This window comes from Streptomyces sp. Q2 (assembly GCF_056820935.1).
Genome location: NZ_JBXEJE010000044.1, coordinates 1 through 16,254, shown reverse-complemented (window position 1 = coordinate 16,254; position 16,254 = coordinate 1). Strand labels below are relative to the sequence as shown.

13 protein-coding genes and 3 pseudogenes are annotated in these 16,254 nt (G+C 68.8%); 5 read left to right on the top strand and 11 right to left on the bottom strand.

The features are described from left to right. Positions 1–67: 67 nt before the first annotated feature. Positions 68–331, top strand: coding sequence for an MBL fold metallo-hydrolase (locus ACWBNA_RS37715; protein WP_482709050.1), 264 nt, complete (start codon positions 68–70; stop codon positions 329–331). A gap of 481 nt (positions 332–812) precedes the next feature. Here ACWBNA_RS37715 and panB read toward each other — a convergent pair whose 3' ends face one another. The 5 genes from panB to ACWBNA_RS37690 form a co-directional block, all read right to left on the bottom strand. Next, a complete protein-coding gene (gene panB / locus ACWBNA_RS37710) occupies positions 813–1,658 on the bottom strand; it encodes a 3-methyl-2-oxobutanoate hydroxymethyltransferase (protein ID WP_482709049.1) in 846 nt (281 codons plus the stop codon). A 677-nt stretch (positions 1,659–2,335) separates the two neighbouring features. Further along, positions 2,336–2,581 carry a TIGR02391 family protein gene (locus ACWBNA_RS37705; RefSeq protein ID WP_482709100.1) on the bottom strand — a complete coding sequence of 82 codons (246 nt, stop codon included), beginning with the start codon at positions 2,579–2,581 and terminating at the stop codon, positions 2,336–2,338. Beyond that, entirely contained in the window at positions 2,517–3,065 is a 549-nt protein-coding gene (locus tag ACWBNA_RS37700; RefSeq protein ID WP_482709104.1) for a hypothetical protein, read from the bottom strand. The genes ACWBNA_RS37705 and ACWBNA_RS37700 overlap by 65 nt, the downstream gene beginning before the upstream one ends. Before the next feature lie 6 nt (positions 3,066–3,071). Next, positions 3,072–3,398: a hypothetical protein gene (locus ACWBNA_RS37695; protein ID WP_482709048.1), complete on the bottom strand. Its 327-nt coding sequence runs from the start codon at positions 3,396–3,398 to the stop codon at positions 3,072–3,074. A gap of 112 nt (positions 3,399–3,510) precedes the next feature. Beyond that, a complete protein-coding gene (locus tag ACWBNA_RS37690) occupies positions 3,511–4,335 on the bottom strand; it encodes an XRE family transcriptional regulator (protein WP_482709047.1) in 825 nt (274 codons plus the stop codon). A 316-nt stretch (positions 4,336–4,651) separates the two neighbouring features. Here ACWBNA_RS37690 and ACWBNA_RS37685 point away from each other — a divergent pair. Continuing rightward, a pseudogene (locus tag ACWBNA_RS37685) lies at positions 4,652–5,632 on the top strand (IS630 family transposase); the annotation flags it as partial. A gap of 847 nt (positions 5,633–6,479) precedes the next feature. Here the strand turns inward: ACWBNA_RS37685 and ACWBNA_RS37680 are convergent. The 3 genes from ACWBNA_RS37680 to ACWBNA_RS37670 all read right to left on the bottom strand — a co-directional run bounded on the left by ACWBNA_RS37680 (position 6,480) and on the right by ACWBNA_RS37670 (position 9,448). Next, entirely contained in the window at positions 6,480–7,082 is a 603-nt protein-coding gene (locus ACWBNA_RS37680; protein ID WP_482709046.1) for a TetR/AcrR family transcriptional regulator, read from the bottom strand. Positions 7,083–7,130: 48 nt separating this feature from the next. Further along, positions 7,131–8,126, bottom strand: a complete 996-nt coding sequence (locus ACWBNA_RS37675) for an NADP-dependent oxidoreductase (protein ID WP_482709045.1) — start codon at positions 8,124–8,126, stop codon at positions 7,131–7,133. A 395-nt stretch (positions 8,127–8,521) separates the two neighbouring features. Continuing rightward, a complete protein-coding gene (locus ACWBNA_RS37670; RefSeq protein ID WP_482709099.1) occupies positions 8,522–9,448 on the bottom strand; it encodes an NADP-dependent oxidoreductase in 927 nt (308 codons plus the stop codon). Between the two features lie 136 nt (positions 9,449–9,584). On the opposite strand from ACWBNA_RS37670, the gene ACWBNA_RS37665 reads away from it, so the two are divergent. Further along, positions 9,585–10,628 (top strand): GlxA family transcriptional regulator, encoded by a 1,044-nt coding sequence (locus tag ACWBNA_RS37665; protein ID WP_482709044.1) that lies wholly within the window; start codon positions 9,585–9,587, stop codon positions 10,626–10,628. A gap of 72 nt (positions 10,629–10,700) precedes the next feature. Here the strand turns inward: ACWBNA_RS37665 and ACWBNA_RS37660 are convergent. The 3 genes and pseudogenes from ACWBNA_RS37660 to ACWBNA_RS37650 form a co-directional block, all read right to left on the bottom strand. Next, a pseudogene (locus tag ACWBNA_RS37660) lies at positions 10,701–10,832 on the bottom strand (IS630 family transposase); the annotation flags it as partial. 245 nt (positions 10,833–11,077) lie between these two features. Next, positions 11,078–13,141, bottom strand: a complete 2,064-nt coding sequence (locus ACWBNA_RS37655) for an RICIN domain-containing protein (protein ID WP_482709043.1) — start codon at positions 13,139–13,141, stop codon at positions 11,078–11,080. Positions 13,142–13,298: 157 nt separating this feature from the next. Continuing rightward, positions 13,299–14,363: a LacI family DNA-binding transcriptional regulator gene (locus ACWBNA_RS37650; RefSeq protein ID WP_482709042.1), complete on the bottom strand. Its 1,065-nt coding sequence runs from the start codon at positions 14,361–14,363 to the stop codon at positions 13,299–13,301. Between the two features lie 373 nt (positions 14,364–14,736). Here ACWBNA_RS37650 and ACWBNA_RS37645 point away from each other — a divergent pair, with 373 nt between their 5' ends. Together ACWBNA_RS37645 and ACWBNA_RS37640 are read left to right on the top strand one after the other, a co-directional pair. Continuing rightward, positions 14,737–16,047 (top strand): ABC transporter substrate-binding protein, encoded by a 1,311-nt coding sequence (locus ACWBNA_RS37645; protein WP_482709041.1) that lies wholly within the window; start codon positions 14,737–14,739, stop codon positions 16,045–16,047. Positions 16,048–16,085: 38 nt separating this feature from the next. Then, positions 16,086–16,254, top strand: a pseudogene (locus ACWBNA_RS37640) (sugar ABC transporter permease); the annotation flags it as partial.

Genomic DNA, 16,254 nt, shown 5'->3' with positions numbered 1-16,254 from the left:
GTTCGTCGGGCACGCGGAGGAGACTTCTGCCTAAGCCCGCGCGCACGCCGGGGACATTGCCCTCGTCGTGAACACCCATTGGCACTCCGACCACGTCGGCGGCAACGCCCTCCTCCAGGCCCAGGGCTCCGCCATCGCCGCCGGAACCCCGGAGGCCGAGGCGATCGGCCGCCGGGACCCTGGCTGCTGCGCGGCCGAGTACCTCGACCAGCCCGTCGCCCCGTACACCGTCGACATGCCGCTCGACGACGGGCAGGCCCTTCGCCTCGGGCACACCGACTGGGAGGTCGTCCGCACCCCCGGTCACACCCCGGGCCACCTCGCGCTGTGACAGCCGGACGAGCGGCTCCTCGTGGTCGGGGACGCGCGCTCGGACTACGACGTCGGCTGGGTGAACCTCGCCCTCGACGGGCCCGACGTGGCCACCACCGCGCTCGCCTCCCTCAAACGGCTGGCCGACCTCGCCCCGCGCATGATCCTCCCCTCCCACGGCCCGATCCCCACCGACCCCGGCCCGGTCCTCGCCGGGGCCCTGCGCCGCGCCCAGCGCCTCGTCGACGACCCCGACGGCGCCGTCTGGTACGGCGCCCGCCGGATCCTCGCATTCGCCCTGATGATCCGCGACGGAATCCCGGCCTACGCGACGGACGCCTCCACGCCGCCGCCGACCACACCCCGTACCGCCCAAGTCACTGCGCGTGCCCTACCCGCGCACCTGGCCGGCGACCGAGCCACGCTGACACGCGACGGAAGAGGGGCGGGCGAGCGGCTCCGGCTGCTCGTCCGCCCTTTAACCTGCCCGAGTTCTCTGGTCAGAAGGTGTGCTCCGGCGCCGGGAACGTCCCCGCCGCCACATCGGCCCCGAAGTCCCGGGCAGCGTCGCGCAGTACGCCGTGCACGTCGGCGTACTGCTTCACGAACCGCGGCATCCGCCCCGTCCGCAGCCCCGCCATGTCCTGCCAGACCAGCACCTGGGCGTCACAGCCGCTCCCCGCGCCGATGCCGACCGTCGGCACCGCCACGCTCCGCGTGATCTCTGCACCGACCTCCTCGGGCACCATCTCGATCAGCACGGCGAACGCACCGGCCGCCTCCAGCGCCTTCGCCGCGGACACCAGCCGCTGCGCGTCCTCACCGCGCCCCTGCACCCGGTAGCCGCCGAGGCTGTGTTCGGACTGCGGGGTGAACCCGATGTGCGCCATCACCGGGATCCCGGACCGGGTCAACAGCTCCACCTGCGGCACCATCTCCTCGCCGTCCTCCAGTTTCACCGCGTGCGCGCCCGCCTCCTTCATGAACCGCACCGCCGTGTGGAAGCACTGCTCCGCGGACGCCTCGTACGAGCCGAACGGCAGGTCCGCGATCACCAGCGCCCGCCGGGCCGCCCCGGACACCGCGTGTACGAGCGGGAGCAGTTCGTCCACGGTCACCGGCAACGCCGTCGTGTTGCCGAAAACGTTGTTCGACGCCGAGTCCCCGATCAGCAGCACCGGGATACCGGCCTCCTCGAAGGTCGCCGCGGTGTACACGTCGTACGCCGTGAGCATCGCCCACTTCTGCCCACGCTGCTTCATCTCGCGCAGATGATGGATCCGGACCCGCTTCAGGGCCGGGGCTGCGGTCGACGTGTCACCGTACAGGGCGGGCTGCTCGCTCATAGGGTCCTCCGACGTGCTCTCGAGGCTCCCTGATGGAGTCCCCGGATTCATCACGAGACGCTAGGCCGCTTCTTCCGGAATATGCTTCCAAGATTTCCTCGAAGCGGCACCTAGCGAAGGACTTTCTCCCTCCGCGTCGACATCGGCTAGAAGATTCTCGCCGAGCTGTTGCAGCGCGCCTCATCGCACCAGGGCCGCGCTCGTCACCTACACGAACGGGGCCATCTGACGCTCCCCCGCCGTCCTGCTATCTGGTACTGCACGCGTCCGCAGCTCAACACGTAGAAACTTGACAGGGAACAGACCCGGTCGGTGTACGGCTTCGTCGTCAACTGGCTGCCGCAGCCTCCGAGCAGCAGCCCGCACCAGAACGTGTCGTGCTCGTGCCGGCGTCGGAAGGCGTCCAGCTCGATCGCCTCCAGCGGCAGCATCAGCGGCTCCTCCGAGCCCGCACCACCCAGGACCGCCGTCTGAATCTGCCGCCTGTCACCCTGCACGAACCCCCACCTTTCGCCCCAACTCATCGTGCCATCAATGGCGTTGGCCTCACAAACGATCGGCAACGGCGGGCCGCGGGATCCAGAGACGAGGACAAGCCCGATGACCCCAACAGCCGGGAAAACGGCAGCGGGACCGGAACGGATCATCCCGGGCCCCGCTCGACGCCACGTACTGTCCTACGCCGCAGCCTGGCGGCGCTTGGCCCGTTCGACCTGCCGCAGCACCAGGTCGGCGAACTGGATGATCTCGGCTGCCTCGATCGGGTCGTCGAAGTCGACGGTGCGATGGCTGGACGGGTTCTTGAAGGCGCCCATGGCACCGGCGAGCAACGCGGACACGGCCTCCTGCTCCCCGCCCTCAGCGCCGGCGTCGGCGAGCGGCCCGCCTTTGCCGTTCCTGTGCGGCTGGAACGCCGCACGCATCAGGTGCACGCCGACCAGGGAGTTGTCGAGTCCGGAGGCATCCCGCGACCTCGACCGCTTTCATCGCGGCGAAGCACGCCGTCTCGTAGTCGCCCAGGTGAAAGTTGGTGCGCACTGTTCCTTCCAGCGCAGGGTGCAGCGGGCCGGACAGCCGCTCACGGGCCTCGAACCGTGTGATGCCCTGTGGGTCCTTCGCCAAGTCCATGCCGTCGCGAGAGATCCGACGGAACGCCTCGGACTGGCTGGGCTCCCGGGCCAGCAGCGCATGCGCTTCCAGCCAGCACCAGGCATCGGACAAATGATTCACGAGCGCGTCCGTGTCCGGCTCTTCCTGGAACGCTTGCCGTGCCGACCCCATCGTCCCCACGTACTGCAGATAGCCGGTGCCGCTTGCGAGGTGCTGCAGAAGAAGGAGCGCGACATCCCGAGTCGGCAACTGCCGAATCTGTTCCGCCTCAACTGGCGGTATGTACCTGAAGTTCATGAGACCTCACGCTACGGCGTGACACCGACACACTGCGCTTCCTTTTCTCCGGGCACACAGCTCACGCTGCAGCCGGGCCACCCGCCGCCCCAATCCCTTCTGGGTACGGGACAGGGCGCGCTGGGCTTTGGCCAGCCGGTGCTCCGCCGCGCGCACGTGCCGCGGGTTGGCGACGAATGCCGTGGCCGGCTCGCGGAGCTGGGTGAGGTCGTCGGAGGTGACGGTGGTGCTGCCCGCCTTCGAGTCGAAGGCGGGCACGGCACCTTCGAGGAGGGCGTCCAGCTCTTCGTCGTTGAGGGCGGTGATGTCCTCGGGAAGCGAGAACTCTTCCATGGGGCCGGCTCCAAAAGATCGATCTTGGAGTGACCCGGCCCAAAACCAGCGGTCGTCTGTGCAGATAGTAGCCCGCATCCCTGATGAGCCGACTGAACGCTGTCCCAGGTGGCTATTCATCCGAGGCGTACGGCACAACGGAGCCGAGGATGAGACTCTCGCGTCCGGCATGCGTGCGTAGCACGTCGAACACAGCCTCGACGATCTCTGGCTCCGCGCCGGGATCCACCAGGCCTCGCAGGACCTCGCTCACCACCTTGAACGAGAGTCGCGCATCGATCGCGATGGTTCGGATCCGCGGGTTACCGGCAAGGCGCCGCCAGTCGGCCCACTGCGTAGCGGAAGCGTGTGCGTCCTCAGCCGCCTCGGAGGCCGCGATCCGCGCCAGCGCCTTCTGACGCGCCTCCTTGTTCAGGCGCCGCCTTTCAGGATCGAGAGGCCGTTCGCGCACGTATTCGTCGATAGTCCCTTCGTCGACGAGATTGCGGGCATACGGGTCATCCAAGTCGGCCAGCGCGGAAATCAACATGTGCATGTGTTGCTCACGGGACGGGCCCCCGTTGAAGAGCGTGCCGCCTGTCCAGCCCTCTCTCGGTTCTCCCTGGTCCCCGTCATGCGGCGGCCTCTCCTGGCCGAGCAACGCCCTCAGTTCGAGGCGTTCACTTTCGAGCTCGTCCTCAACCTTGCTGCGGAACTTGGTCCACTCAGCCTCGTCGCCCCCGTAGGCGCGGACGAGCGCAGCGAGCACTGGGAGCGTGGGCACGCGCGTCCCGCGCATGGCGTGGTACAGCGTGGCTCTGGGGATGCCAGTCCGGGCGGCGATGACGTCCACGGGTGGTGCGTCGAAGCCGGCTTCGTCGCGCAACTGCCGTAGGGCCAATGCGAAACGGGCGCGCGGGCCGTCTTCCGGCTTGAGCGGAGTGGGACGGCGCGGCATGGCCCCCTCATGCAATGTGTTCCGATGCGTGCGTGTTGTCTCCGGATTGTCTCGACCCCCTTCTGCGGCCGCAAGGGGTTCGTGAGACTGGGCGCATCAGTTGAACGGCCACCAGGCGCCCATGCCTAGCCAGCATCCTGCGGACGCCTGGCGGCCGGACCGCCGCTCTCGCGGCAGATAGGACGGCACAATGCTGACGCCCTCAAGTCATGATGGCCCCCGTCACCCCCTCCACCGCAAGCCTCGCCTGAAGGTCATCCTCGTCGGGCTGGGCGTGGTCGCGGTCGCCGCGGTCCTCCCACCGGATCACGTGAGCGCTGTCGCTCAGGCGGTCGGCGCCGCCGACGAGGACACCGTCCGGGATGTGATCCCCGCGTTCAACGAGAAGGGCCTGGCCTGCCTGGACCCTCGGTGGGCGGGAGGCCGTCCCCGCCAACTCAAGTCTGACGAAGAGGACTTCGTCGTCCAGACGGCCACCACCCGCCCGGTCAAGCTCGGCCAGCCTTTTACTCGCTGGTCACTGCGCAAGCTCGTCGCCTACCTGCGCAAAGTCCACGGCCGGGTGATTCGCATCGGCCATGAGGCGTTACGGTGCCTGCTCGCCCGCCGCGGCGTCACCTTCCAGCGCACCAAGACCTGGAAGGAGTCCCCGGACCCCGAACGGGAGACGAAGCTGGACCGTATCGAGCACGTCCTGGACCGTTTCCCGGACCGGGTATTCGCCTTCGATGAGTTCGGCCCACTCGGGATCCGGCCCATCGGCGGCAGCTGCTGGGCCGAACAGACCCGGCCCGACCGGCTGCCGGCCACCTACCATCGCACCCACGGCGTCCGGTACTTCCATGGCTGCTACTTGGTGGGCGACGACCGTCTGTGGGGCGTGAACCGCCGCAAGAAGGGTGCCGGGAACACGCTGGCCGCGCTGAAATCGATCCGCGCCGCCCGGCCCGACGGCGCACCGATCTACGTGATCCTGGACAACCTGTCCGCCCACAAGGGCGCCGACATCCGCCGCTGGGCAAAGAAGCACAAGGTCGAGCTGTGCTTCACCCCGACCTACGCCTCCTGGGCGAACCCGATCGAGGCGCACTTCGGACCACTGCGGCAGTTCACCATCGCCAACTCCCACCACCCCAACCACACCGTCCAGACCAGGGCCCTGCACTCCTACCTCCGCTGGCGCAACGCCAATGCCCGCCACTGCGACGTCCTGGCCGCCGAACGCAAGGAACGCGCCCGCATCCGCAGCGAGAAAGGCACCCGATGGGGCGGACGCCCCCTCACAACCGCAGCCTGATCCAACCCGGCGAACCTACGCGGTCACAGCACTAGATCGCTGCCGTTGCGGCTCCGTAGGGCGACACGGCCGTCGGCCCACCGGCCGGCCAGGGCGCGGTAACCGTCCCACTTCTGTTATGCGCTGTTGAGCTGTCCACGGACTATCGCCCAGCGTCATGTCGATCACCGGTTGGCGAGCACGGGAGTTCAGCTCCCTGTTGGCCGATCTCGGTGAGGGGTTGGATGATCTGGGGGTGCCCGAGGGGCAGCCGTTCCTGATCAGTCCGGCGGGCGTGTACGACGTGGCGCTGAACCGGTATTTCTCGGTGTGGCTGGCGTCTTCGCCGTGGAACACCCAGGCCGCCCATGCCCGGGACCTGCGCACGTACTTCGACTTCCTGTGGTTCGCGCGAGGCAGGCGGGACTGGCGTGATGCGCCCATGGACAACCGGGCGGCGTTCGAGTGGTGGGGTGGTCACCTACGACTGCCATGTCTGCCGGCAGCCCTACGAGCGCCCCGACCTGGCCGCCTGCGCCACGCACGACGCGGTAGGACGGCATCATCGCGTCGAAGGCGCCCTTGAACTGCTGAATCGACCCACAAAGCCCTGACCGCACCACACGGGCCTCGCCCCGGAATCCTGGGGTAAGGGACTGTGCGACGGGGACTCGACGCCACGTAGGTGGGCAATCTCCGGAATCCCAGCAGCACGCGGTGGCGGTAGTCCTCCGGCCGGCCGCCCCACCCGTCCAGTCATGCCGGTATGGGCAGCGAAAGCCGGATGATCTGCCATTTGGGGATTCGGGCCATGGCGCGGCCGAGGACTATCCGGATGGTTGCCTGGGCCTGAGGCTGGGGCCGCGCTTCAGCGAGGCAGCAGGAGGTCGACCTGCCTGCGGATGTCCTGCACGATCTCCTCGACGCTCAAGGCGATGTTCACGCTCGCCGCCATGCTGAGGAACATCACGGCGGACATGATGTGTGCCAGCGTCGCGGCGTCGCCCTCTGCGACCCGTTCGTCTCGGCGCAGCACGGCGGCGACGGCCTCCTCGGTCTGCGCGACGATGGCCAGTGCCGCGCTGTGCCGGGGCTCCTCGGGGTCGCCGAAGACCATCTCTCGCAGGTAGGTGCGTCCGTTGTCGATCTGGATGCGGTTGCACTCGACGATCGGCCGGACGATCGCCATCACCGCGTCCAGCACGCCCGGGACGGTCTCGGCGTCCGCCCGGCCCTGCTCAAGTGCTTCGGCGTACTTGGCGTTCTGGACAAGCAGCAGGAGTTCGCCCTTGGTCTTGACATAAAGGAACAAGGTCCCGGTGCCGATGTCGGCCTGGTCAGCGATCTGCTGGGTCGTGACCTCATCGACGCCGTGCTCGGCGAACAGCTCACTGGCGGCAGCGACAATACGGCCGAGTTTCTCCTGCTTTTTCCGCTCGCGCCGTCCGACCGACTGGGAGGCGACAGACATGGGTGGTGTCCTCGTGCGTTCTGTGTCGCCCGTCGCGGTTGCGGCAGGTCAGCTGCTGCCGATGACGGCCTTGCCGCGGATGCCGCCCTGGGACAGGGACTGCAGCGCCTGCGGGGTCTGGTCGAAGCCGACCACCTTTCCCACGACCGGACGCACCACGCCCTGGTCGATGAGGGTGGTGATCTGGCGGAGCTGGTCGCCGCTGGCGCGCATGAGCAGGAACTCATACGTCACGCCGAGCTTCTTCGCCTGCTTGCGGATCTTGCGGCTCAGGACGGCGACCCCCAGGCGCAGCAACGGGTTGAGGCCGGCCTCGCGCGCGAAAGTGGGCTCCGGGGGACCAGCGATCTCGATGGCTTTGCCGCCGGGCTTGAGCACCCGCAGGGACTTCTCGAGAGTCTCCCCACCGAGGCTGTCCAACACCAGGTCGTAGCCGGTCAGGAGCTGCTCGAAGTCCTGGGTGCGGTAATCGATCACCGTGTCCGCGCCGCGCGCGCGCACGAAGTCCGCGTTGGACGCGCTGGCGGTCGTGGCGACGTGCGCACCGAGGTGCGCGGCGAGCTGGATCGCGACCGAACCGACTCCGCCGGCGCCGGCATGGATGAGAACCTTCTGCCCGGGCCGCACGTTCCCGCGCTCCACCAGCGCCTGCCACGCTGTGAGCGCCACCAGCGGCAGCGAGCCGGCCTCATTCATGCTGATCGAGGCGGGCTTGAGCGCCAGGTCGCCCTCCGCGACGGCGATGCGTTCGGCGAAGGTGCCGATGCGGTCCTGGTCGGGCCGACCGTAGACCTCGTCTCCGGGCTTGAAGCCGCGAACCGCCGTCCCGACACTGATGACAGTGCCCGCGACATCGTTGCCCAGGATCAGCGGCAGCTTGTAGGGCAGGATCTGCTTCAACTCACCGGCGCGGATCTTCTCATCCAGCTGATTCAGCCCGGCAGCCTCCACCCGGACGAGCACGTCGTGCTCCCCGACGGTGGGCTCGGGGACGTCCGCCTCCTGCAGCGGCTCCTTGTACTTGGTGATGACGAACGCTCGCATGGGGCGCTACTCCTTGTCTTCATCCTGCTTATCCAGGCGTGAGGCCAGATCGGCCAATTCGGCGTGGCATGGGGCCTCGCCTCACCCCATTAATCCGATTGCACTCAATTATGAGTCTACTCAGAATTATTGTCAAGGGAGGTCCCATGGGACGCGGTCACATGCCGATCGGGCGCCGCGAGCGGGCCAAGCAGGCCAAGCGTGAGCGCATCATGACCGCAGCCCGCGAACTGTTCGCCGCACATGGCGTCAGCGGGGTCACGGCACAGCAGCCGGCCGTGCCCGCAGGTCCGCCCCGTCCCGTTCGGCCGCGCCCGGAACCCCGGGACCGGTCGGTCCCGGGGTTCCGGTCCCGCTCCACCTGCCCGCAGCCGACCCGGCCGGGGCGGCCGGCGTCAGGCGACGCTCAGGACGATCTTCCCGGTGGTGCGGCCCTGCTCGCCGATCTCGTGCGCCTTCGCGGCCTCGGCCAGCGGGACGACGGTCTCGACCACGGGCGTGAGCGCGCCCCGCTCGGCCAGGGCGGCGATCTCGCGCAGACCCAGGTGGTCGGGCTCGACCAGCATCCACACCGCCCGCACGTGGCCGGGGACGTCGGCGGGGACGTCGTCGGGGCCGGGCAGGGTGATCAGCCGGCCGCCCGGGCGCAGCACCGTCAGGGACCGCTCGGCGATCTGGCCGCCGAGCCCGTCCAGCACCACGTCCACGTCCGCGACGGCGTCCTCGAAGCGGACCGTGTGGTAGTCGATCACCTCGTCCGCGCCCAGCTGCCGCAGCAGGTCGTGCTTGCCGGCGCTGGCCGTGCCGATGACGTACGCGCCGCGGGCCTTGGCGATCTGCACGGCCAGGTGGCCGACCCCGCCGGCCGCCGCGTGCACCAGCACCCGCTCACCGGCGCGCACCCCGGCGGTGTCCACCAGGGCCTGCCAGGCGGTCAGCGCGGCCAGTGGCAGCGCCGCCGCCTGCACGTGGGTGAGGTTCGCCGGCTTGGGCGCGAGGTGGCGGGCCGGGGCGACGACGTACTCGGCGTAGGCGCCGGCCTGCCGCGGGAACAGCGGCATGCCGTACACCTCGTCCCCGGGGCGGAACATTCCCACGCCCGGTCCGACGGCCTCCACGGTGCCGGAGACGTCCCAGCCGACCGCCGGGACCTCGCCCCACTCGATCAGGGCCCCGCTGGCCCGGGTCTTGAAGTCCACCGGGTTCACACCGGCCGCGTGGACCCGCACCAGGACCTCGTTCAGTCCCGGCTCGGGCCGGGCGACCTCACGCTCCACGAGCACTTCCGGTCCGCCCCACTGCTCCACGACCACCGCACGCATGCTGTCCGCCTCACTCTTTTCCGTCTTGATCGGATACCGGCCGCCCGGGCCCTTCCCGGCGCGACGCAGTCCACGATCCGGCATCCGCCCCCATCATGGTGTTGGCCGTCTGGCCACTATGTGACAGGATCTGGCCATGAGCGAGATGCAGTGGCAGTGCACCGACCCCCGCCCCGACCCGAGCGCCGACGCGGCCGGGCGGCACCGCATCGCCGTCCTCGCCCTGCCCGGCGTCCCGCCCTTCGAACTCGGCATCCCCTCCCGCGTCTTCGGCAGCGTCCTGGACGCCGGTTCACGCCCGCTGTACGAGGTCACCGTCTGCACCGCCGACGGCGCCCCGGTGCTCAGCGACGCCGGGTTCACCGTGCAGCCCGCGGCCGGTCCCGAGGCCCTGGCCGCCGCGGACACCGTGATCGTCCCGCCCACGCACGCCATGCCCGAGCTGGGCCGCGGCGGCCCGCTGCCGCCCGAGGTCACCGCGGCCATCGCCGGCATCCGGCCCGGCACCCGCCTGGTGTCCATCTGCACCGGCTCCTACGTCCTGGCCGCCGCGGGCCTCCTCGACGGCCGGCCCGCCACCACCCACTGGAACCTCGCCCCCGAGTTCCGCCGCGCCTACCCCCGCGTCAAGGTCGACGAGGACGTCCTCTTCGTCGACGACGGCGACGTCCTGACCTCCGCGGGCGTCGCCGCCGGCATCGACCTGTGCCTGCACATGATCCGCCACGACCACGGCGCCGCCGCCGCCAACCGCGCCGCCCGCGCGTGCGTCGTCCCGCCCTGGCGGGACGGCGGCCAGGCCCAGTACATCGACCGCCCGGTGCCCGAACCCACCGTCGCCACCACCACCGCCACCCGCGCCTGGGCCCTGGAACACCTCGGCGAACCCCTCTCCCTGAACCGCCTGGCCGAACACGCCCGGATGAGCCTGCGCTCCTTCACCCGCCGCTTCCGCGACGAGGTCGGCATGACCCCCGTGCAGTGGCTCACCGCGCAACGCCTGGAACTGGCCAAGCAGTTGCTGGAGACCACCGACCTGTCCATCGACCTGGTCGCCCACCGCTGCGGCTTCGGCTCCGCCAACTCCCTGCGCGCCCACATGCGAACCGCCTTCGGTGTCTCACCCGCCTCCTACCGCCGCACCTTCCATACCGACGACCTGGTGGAAGCGGGCGTCTGAGGACACATCAGCGCCGCACGTACCCGCTCCGCGGGCCGGCCGGGATCCGCCTGATCATCCGCTGCCGGTGCCCCCTCCAGCGGAGGCCGGCAGCATCATCGCCCGCCGGTAGCGCACCGAACTCGTGCTGCCCCGGCGCACGATCTGCCGCAGCTTCTGCCCCTCGTGGTCGGTCAGTCTGCGTACACGGACGGGCTCGGCCACCGCGCCTCCAGCGGTCGGATCGGATGTCACCGCACATGCAACCGCCACGACCGCCGACCCGGCGAACCTATGCGGTCACAGCACTAGGTAGAGCTCGTCCGGCGTGCTGGCCTCCTCCGCGCCCTCAGATTGAGGGAGAGTCACTGCATGCGAATCCGGCATCGAACGGCACAGGCCTCCTGACACACAGGTCGCCCTGCGACCCTGCGCTGGCAGGAGGCTCTGCGGAAGGGGCCGGTTACCGGTCAGTTGATTCGGACGATCTTCCAGAGCTGGTCGTCGATGTTCACGTCGTTCCACTGGACGACGGCGGCGCCGTTGCTGGTGGAGGACTGGGCGACGCCGGCGTGGAAACCACTCTTGACGTTCTTGAGTTCGTAGTAGCCGTCACCCGCCTCGACGAGCGTCCATTTCTGTGAGTCGGCGGCGGAGGGTGTGTTCTGGACGACGGCGGCGCCTGCGGTGGTGGAGCCGTCGCGGATGTCCAGGTTGAGGTTGCTGTTGCCGTTCTTGATGGTCCAGGCTCCGCCGCCGGCGGACTGGAAGGTGAACAGCTGGCACGAGCAGGCGGAGTTCTGCCACTGGTTGGCGCCTGTGCCGGTGGTGGTGGAGCTTTGGGGGATGTCGAGGTACTTGCCGCTGTTCTTGTTGACGAGGACGTACTGCCCCGTGCCCAGGGGCGGCAAGGCGGTCTGGGTGAAGTCCCAGCGCTGGCAGCCGCAGCTCGTGGCGCTCCACTGGACGGCGGTGGTGCCGGTGGCGGTGGAGGCGTTCGGGATTTCGAGGTACTTGCCGGTCACACGGTTGGTGATCGTGTAGCCGCCGGCCTGGTGCGGCGAGACGGCCCATTCGTGGTCGAGGGTGCCGTTGTCGTCCCACTGGAGGATCCTGGCACCGTTGGTGGTGGACTGGTTCTCCACGCCCAGGACCTTGCCACTGGCCACGTTGAAGATCTTGAAGTAGCCGGACGGCTGCTGGACGAAGCGCCACCGCTGGTCGGTGGCACTGGTGGAGTTCTGCTGTGTGGCGGAGGCCCCGTTGCTGGTGGAACCGCCCGAAATGGTCAGCCTGAGGCCGCTGTTGGCGTTGGAGAGGGTGTAGGTGGCCCCGTCGGAGATGCCGCCGCCCAGGTCGATGGTGCTGTACGTGACCGGGTTGACGCCGGTGCTGCGCGCACTCCCCCCGCTGAACACCATCAGGCTGTGGCCGTCGGTCAGCGGGAGCATGCCCCGGCTGTAGCCGCCGGCGACGTTGGAGTTGATGCGGGTCCAGGTGTTCGCGGCGCCGTTCTCGGTGTTGAGGAACAGGTCGCTCGTGCTGTAGGCGCCGACGACGAGGGTGCCGTTCGGACCGCCGGTGGGAAGCCAGGTGATGTAGGGCGTGCTGGTGGGAACCAGGCCGTCCGTCGACCGCAGGGGAATGCCCGTGACGGAGTCGAACGCCTCCGGGTCGGAGGAGATCTTGTAGTAGACGGCGAAGTTGCCGGCAGGGGAGCCGCCGTACTCGTACGTCATGACGTAGTTCCCGTTGGGCAGCCTCGCGACGGTGGCCATACCCGGGCGTTGGCTGAAGGTGGGCACCGCCACGTCGTCCACGACCGGGCCCCAGGTGCGGAGGTCGGTGGAGACCTGGTGCACGATCTTCTGACCGTGGTCGGGGTCGCGCTGATCGGAGTAGTAGACGATCAGTTTGCCGCCGGAGACGAGGAAGAACGGCTCCCACACGGGTGTGTTGCCATTGCCGTTCTGGTCGAAGGCCGGGCCCCCGGTGGCGATGTTGCTGACGAAGCTCCAGGTCTGTCCGCGGTCGGTGCTGGCATAGACATCGATCTTGATGGCTGAGCGGTCGGCGGGGACGGAGGCTCCGGCGGCGAGGATGGTTCCTGCGGGGAAGCCGCCCATCGTCGTGGGCAGTTCGAACAGTTCGGGCTGCCAGCGCATGCCCCAGCCGTTCTGGGTGTCGGCGACGTCGGAGATCTTCGTCCAGGAGTTGCCGTTGTCGGTGCTGCGGTAGATCGGGAAGACCGGTGTGCCGGAGGTGTACTGCTCGAAGGTGGCGAGCATCGTGCCGTTGGCGGAGCCGTTGTACTGCAGACGCATCGCCCGCGGATAGTACGACCCCGGTGAGGGCGCGTTCGACGGCGGCGTGTACATCGTCTGCGACGGACGAGACAGAGCGTCCGCCCGGCCGGCGGCCGGCAGAACGAGCGTCGCCATCGCGGCGAGCAGGGCGAACGTCAATATGAGGAGGAAGACTGGACGGGAACGCGGAGCGGCGCCGGGTCTGGCGCCTGTCTGCGCAGGGGACATTGCGGCTCCCGGGGGAAGGGATGGGGACGTGTTTCGCTGCCCGCCGCGCACCGGACTGATCCCGGCGTGGATCGGCGGAGTAAAGGGGTGACGTCGACCGGGGCGACAACGCGAACGGCGTCGAGGTGGCGATGGAGTTCTGCCACGGGGTAGAAGCTCAGGTGATGCTGGGTACCATCCGGCCCCGGTGGGAGGGCGGGGGTGCGGTCGAGCCGCGGACGACGAGTTCGACCGGTGGTTCACTCGCGGGGGGCAGATCCTTCTCCGGCTGCTCGACGGCGTGCACGAGCAGCCTGATGCCCTGTCGCGCCGCGGCGTCGAAGGGCTGACGCACGGTGGTCAGGGGTGGGTTGACGTAGGCAAAGACGGGGTTGCCGTCGAAGCCGACCACGCTGATGTCCTCCGGCACCCGGCGGCCGGCCTCCTGAAGGGCGTGGATCAGGCCGATGGCCATCTCGTCACCCGCCGCGAACACCGCCGTCACCGAGCTGTCCGCGGCCAGCTCGCGGCCTGCCGCGTATCCGGATTCGGGTGACCAGTCGCCCTGGATTACCGGCGGTTCGTGCGCACCCCGTGCCGCCAACGCCGCCCGCCAGCCCTCGACACGGTCCTTGGAGGCGTACCAGCGCCCGGGACCGGCGAGGTGGTGAACGGTCGTGTGCCCCAGGTCCAGCAGGTGATCAGTGGCAGCCCGGGCCAGCGTATGGGCGCCGACGCCCACCGTCAGGGTCCGGGCGGAGGGGAAGGACGGGGGCGCGCCCAGGAACAGGACCGGCACGTCGATCCTGACTGAGACCTCTCCTTCCACGACGGGCTCCGAGACGACGATCCCGTCAACTCCCTGTTCTAGAAGCGACATCACAGCGCCGGCAATGCCTTCGGGGTCCCCGTCCGCCGTGTTGACCACACGCAGTGCGTAACCGGCGTCCCGTACGGCCTTCTCGATGCCCACGAGGAGCATGGCGGTTCCGTACCCCGCCGTCCCCAGAGCGACGACACCAATGGAACGGTTCCGCCCGGAGGCCAGGGCCCTGGCCGCGTGATTCAGCCGGTACCCGAGGGTCTCGGCGGCTTCGAGCACCCGTTGCCGGACGGGGTCGGAGACGTAGGGCTCGTTGTTGAGTACGCGCGACACCGTCTTGCGCGAAACGCCGGCCGCACGGGCCACGTCCGCGCTGAGCGGTGCGGGAGAGCCCGCGCCGCGCCCCGTCACTGGTGTCATGAGAGCTCCTGTATGCCGTGCCTGCTGCCTGATGTCTCGCCGCCCGCAGCCTGCATCAGGCGAGGTCAGATGTATGACCGCGTGGTCACTGACCACGCGGTCATATCTAGACAGTCCCGCAGTCACGCGTCAAGGGCACGCACACGATTTCTTTCACCGCCAGGACACGCGGCTGCCAAAGGAGCGGTTCGCCCGGCTCGTGCTCCGCAGAGTCTTGACAGCGAGCCCCAGGAAAGTTCAGTCTTCGACGCATCAGCCGATTGGATCTGTCCGATCGCGTTCGTTTCTGGTCGCATCGTCGACCGCTTCCCGTCACGCCCCCATTGAGCCGAAGCGCCATGCCCCGGGTTGTGACAGCCTCTCAGGAGCCGAAATGCACCGTTCATCCCTCGGTCAGCCCATGCCTGGTACCAGCCGCCGCGCCGTGCTGCGCGGACTCGGCGGTGCCGCGGTACTGGGTGCCGGTATCCCGCTGCTGTCCGCCTGCGCCGGCAGTGGCACCGCGGCCGACTCCAAGACCGTCACCGTCGGGTCCAACGCGTCCGACGCCGTCCCGAAGAAGGCGTACGGCGACGTCTACGCGGCCTTCACGAAGCAGTCCGGGATCACGGTCGACCTCAACACCAAGGACCACAACACGTTCCAGGAGCAGATCAACTCCTACCTGCAGGGCACGCCGGACGACGTGTTCCAGTGGTTCGCCGGCTACCGGATGCAGTTCTTCGCGGCCAAGGGTCTGGCCACCCCGATCGACGACGTGTGGAAGACGATCGGGGGCAACTTCCCCGGTGCCGTGCACGACCTCAGCAAGGGGCAGGACGGCAAGTACTACATGGTGCCGCTGACCACGTCTCCCTGGGCAGTCTTCTACCGCAAGAGCGTCTTCCAGCAGCACGGTTACGAGGTCCCCACCACCTGGGACGCGTACGTCGCCCTGTGCAAGCAGATGAAGAAGGACGACCTGGTCCCGATCGCCTTCGGCGACAAGGACGCCTGGCCGGCGATGGGCTCCTTCGACCAGATCAACTTCCGCCTCAACGGCTACGACTTCCACGTCGAGCTGATGGCGGGCAAGGCCTCCTGGACCGACGCGAAGGTCCGCAAGGTCTTCGACACCTGGGCCGAGACCCTCCCCTACCACCAGGAGGGCGCGGTCGGCCGTACCTGGCAGGACGCCGCCCAGACGCTGGTGGCGAAGAAGGCCGGCATGTACATGCTTGGCATGTTCGTGGCCCAGCAGTTCAGCAACAAGGCAGACCTGGACGACCTCGACTTCTTCGCCTTCCCCGAGATCGACCCGGCCTACGGTCAGGACACCGTGGAGGCGCCGACCGACGGCATCATGCTCAGCAAGAAGCCCAAGAACCACGCCGGCTCCGTCAAACTGCTCGAATTCCTGGGCACGCCCCAGGCCGAGGAGATCTACCTGAAGGCCGACCCGAGCCTTATCGCCGCCTCCACGAAGGCCGACACCTCCGGGTACAGCACCCTTCAGAAGAAGGGCTACGAGATGATCACCCAGGCGAAGCATCTCACCCAGTTCATGGACCGCGACAGCCGCCCGGACTTCACCTCGACGGTGATGCAGCCCGCGCTGCAGAACTTCGTCCGCAACCCCAAGGACGTCGACAGCATCTTGTCGTCGGTCGAGCGCCAGAAGAAGACGATCTTCGCGTCCGACTGAGACCGACCCCCCTTCTGAAGCGGATGAGCACCGAAACCATGAGCTCCGAAACGACCACGAAGATCCCGGAGGTGGCCACGGCGCCGCCTCCGGGCGCCTCGACACCACAGAGGCGGATTCCGCAGGGCCACAACCGCCTGCTGACCCGCCGTGACCGCATCACGCTCGGCCTGATGGCGGGCGTGCCGACGATCCTGCACGTCACCC